The organism is Shewanella sp. 4_MG-2023, from assembly GCF_030548015.1.
GTDB lineage: Bacteria > Pseudomonadota > Gammaproteobacteria > Enterobacterales > Shewanellaceae > Shewanella.
The window spans coordinates 1-3,874 of record NZ_JAUORL010000066.1 but is presented as its reverse complement, the minus strand read 5'-3'; the positions used below and the strand labels follow the sequence as shown (position 1 = coordinate 3,874).

Annotated in this window: 2 protein-coding genes; one reads left to right on the top strand and one right to left on the bottom strand. The window is 39.7% G+C overall.

Annotation, left to right across the window (positions count from 1 at the left end):
* Window positions 1-257 precede the first annotated feature (257 nt).
* On the top strand, window positions 258-737 hold the full coding sequence (locus Q4546_RS19000) for a Fur family transcriptional regulator (protein WP_102436250.1): 480 nt from the start codon (window positions 258-260) through the stop codon (window positions 735-737).
* Window positions 738-1,092: 355 nt separating this feature from the next.
* On the opposite strand, the gene Q4546_RS18995 is transcribed toward Q4546_RS19000, so the two are convergent.
* Entirely contained in the window at window positions 1,093-3,207 is a 2,115-nt protein-coding gene (locus tag Q4546_RS18995) for a TonB-dependent siderophore receptor (RefSeq protein ID WP_102436252.1), read from the bottom strand.
* Window positions 3,208-3,874 lie beyond the last annotated feature (667 nt).

Below are 3,874 nucleotides of genomic sequence, written 5' to 3'. Positions count from 1 at the left end.
GTAAAATGTGAGCGCTTTCCCCCTTGACTCTGCTCTTTGCAAAAGAAGGGGCGAAGCGCCACGACGTTAATCCAAACGAAGTTTGGAAATACAAAAAGGAAACCAATGGTCTAAATTAGCTAAGCGCCGAAAAACGGTTTAAAATCACAAAAAATAGCAATTATTTAATGCTGTTAAGATGTTCTATTTTTTATCATTTACAATGTCAGTCCGACAAGAAATAATAACAACAATAACGATTTCTCTTGAGCTTATCTATGCCTACTTCTAATAACACTGAAATTTTTGCTAAAGCAGAACAACTATGTCACGACAATGGTGTAAAGCTAACGGCAAAAAGAAAGAATGTTTTAGGTGTATTACTTAACTCTAGCAAACCCTTATCAGCCTATGAAATCGTTGATATTTACCGTGCGACACACCAAGAATCATTAGCACCGATGTCTGTTTATCGTATGCTGGATATACTCAGTGAACTGCCTTTAGTGCATAAGCTATCATCTGAAAATAAGTACCTTGCTTGTTCACACATCACTTGCGCTCACAAGCACCAAGTACCGCAGTTTTTGATTTGTAAAAGTTGCGGCAAAGTGGCCGAGAAGGGCATTCAAGCCAGCGTGATCGAGGCTTTAAAAGAGAGCATTCAACAAGCGGACTTTCAACTGCTCAACTCTCAAATAGAATTACAATGCTTGTGTAATGACTGTGCTAACCCTAGTGAAAAGCCCAATGATTAACGCATTCTTTATATTTGACACTTGAGCCACTCAGCCCAACTGATAGATTCACCTCTGATATCCTCAACAAAAAAGCGACCCTAAGGTCGCTTAATGTCATTGTGGTACTAAAAAATGCAGTTTGAGTTTACACCGCGGACTTGCCCCTTGTCAGTCGGGACTAGTGACAAGGTTTAACGCTATCAAATTTAACTATCAAATTTAACTATCAAATTTAACTATCCAAATAGCGTTAGTGGCGATGCTAAGACAATGAAGTTTGGGGTTTACCGCGGAGTTGACTGATGTCAATGAGCAGTGAAAACCTTAAACAGAAGTCGTATTAGCAAGCCCAAGCAGCAATTAATACTGAAAATTAGAATTGATACTTAACACTCGCGGTGAAATTAATCGGCTCACCCGGCATAGTCCATAACCTGTGATAGGAGCTTTCAAAGTATTGCTCATTAAACAGGTTATTCACATCAAGCATTACACTAAACTTGCTGCTTAACTCTATCGCTGCGGATAGGTTCACTAAGGTGTATGCAGGTAAAATATAATCAGGTGATGTGGTTTCACCTAGACGGTCGCCAACGTAATTGACCGTAGCGCCAAAATAAGCTTCTTTACCCATAATGTCAGTATAATGTCTTAGGGCCACATGACCGACATGCTCTGCAACGTTGATTAAACGTGAACCTTTAGGGATTGGCACGCCCCAGTCATTATCAATCAAATCGTTTGCTGTTCTTGCATCGGTATAAGCGTAGGCTAACTCAATGCTGGTATCAGCCGTTAGTAAGGTGGTCAGCTGAAACTCAACTCCCTGACTTTCAACCTCACCTAAAGTCGCAGAAAGCCCTGTGTCTGGCTCTGCTGTTAACATATTGGTTTTGCTGGCATCAAACAGTGCAAGGCTACCGGAGAACCTGTCAGCGACATTTTGCCATTTAAGACCGACTTCGAAAGATTTAGTTTGTTCTGGGTCAAAAGCATTTCTGTCTGAATCAAGCCCAGGATTAGGTCTGAAACCTTCAGCGTAGCTGGTGTAAATATTGATATTGTCATCCAATTCATAGACAAAACCGAAACGAGAAGATACTTCAGTTTGATCTTGCTCTTGAGACTCATTATCCAGTTTATTGACAATGTGCTGATTAAAGCTATCGACTCTGAAGCCCAATAACAGCTTGGCTTTATCAGTCAACTCAATTAAATCTTGGGCGTAAAAACCAAGGCCTTTTTGCTCTTCAAAGGTTAAGGTTGTTGGTGTGGTTTCAGGCTGATACATAGTGTAATCAGGGTTATTAGGGTTGATTGAGTATGTCGCATCGCCTGAACCCCAAGCGGTTCGCCACACTCTATAATCAGTATCTAGCTGGAAGTTATAATAATCTAACCCAATTAATAGATTATTGGTCATTCCACCAAGCTCTACGTCACCGCTAACTTCAAAACGCGCCGAGAAGTCTTGCGCCTGATAATCACGCTCTCTTCTTTGTCTTGATAAGGTATTTGGGTCGCTATAAATCAGCTGGCGGCCGTCAGATAGTTCAGCATCTGAAGATTGACCTTTAAAGGATGAATCCCGATAAGCTAAACCGGCTAATAAGTGCCACGAGTTATTAAGCTGATGATTTAATAGTAGTTGGTGTCCTAGCGCTTCAACTTTATGGGCTCCGTCTCGGGTATCACCATAAAATGCGGCAGTATCGACAGCGTCAAAATCATTATCTAATACATAGACACCGCGATCTAACGGCTTGCTTTGATGTAGAATTTCCATTTCATAACTTAAGCTGGTGGCGTCAGAGATATTCCACAAAAGTGACGGGCTTAAATTCAAGCTTTCAATATCAACATGGTCACGAAAGGTATCTGAATCTTCGTAAAAGCCATTGATGCGGTAAGCAACATCGTCACTAATGCCTTTGGTGTGATCAAATTCCACTTGTTTTTGATTGAAATTACCTAAGGTTCCCTGAATATAACCTTGTTCATCAAATTGCGGCTTTTTAGTGATGATATTGACCGTGCCACCCGGTTCACCTTGTCCGTACAGTGCTGAGCCTGGCCCTTTCATTACTTCAATGGTTTCAATATTGGCGGTATTTCTGTTGCCGTTATAACCTCGCGAGTTAAAGCCATTTACTAAGTAACCTGTCGGGTTATTTTCGTCGCCCGAAAAACCGCGAATAGCAAAGCTATCAAACATACCGCCAGAGTTATTTTGCCTTACGATACTAGGCGAAAAGTCCAAGGCGTCCATGAAACGAGTAATGCCCTCGTTTTTGATGGTATCGGCATTAATTCTATCTACTGCTTGGGGAGTATCAATCAATGGTACGTTGCCTCGGTAAGGCTGCCAAAGTCTATTTACCTCAATGCGCTCAATATCATCATTAGTTTCTGAGGTTGGGTTATTGCTATCTTGCGCTAACGCACCATTAGAAATGACAATAATTGAATATAGAAAATGCTTTTTCACGTGCTTTGCCCTATCAAGGATGGATTAAAAAGGCAATGTTATAACATATCATTTATTTCGTCAAAGTGAAGCCAGTAACAAACAGTCACTTTGGCCACTTAAGGGTTTTGAAATACATAAAGCTATTGAGAACGGCAAACAGAAAGTCCGCTGCTGGTACTTTTTAGCGGGGACAGTGAAAAACCAGTTAATCCCAAAGGAGTTTCGAGGTTCAGAAAGGGCGCATCTGGCTTAAACAGGAGATCTTTATTAATCCCATAGTTAAATACAAATAGTTAAATACAAATAGTTAAATACAAATAGTTAGATGCAGAATGTTAAATAAAAACATTTAAATACAGTAGGTTAGGCACAATCTGTTAGGTGGAATTAATTAGAGACAAATAGTTAGATGCAGAATGTTAAATAAAAACATTTAAATACAGTAGTTTAGGCGCAATCTGTTAGGTGGAATTAATTAGAGACAAATAGTTAGGTGCAATTTATTAGGTGGGATTAATTTGGGACATATAGTTAGATGCGATTTGTTAGGTGAAATTAATTCGAGACAATTAGTTAGATAGCATTATTAAACTATAAATAGTTAGCGGCGAGGGTGTAACAGATTCTGTGTAACTGCAATTTAGTTAATATGCTTCACAATTCTGTCTTCGAACTCAATAATAAA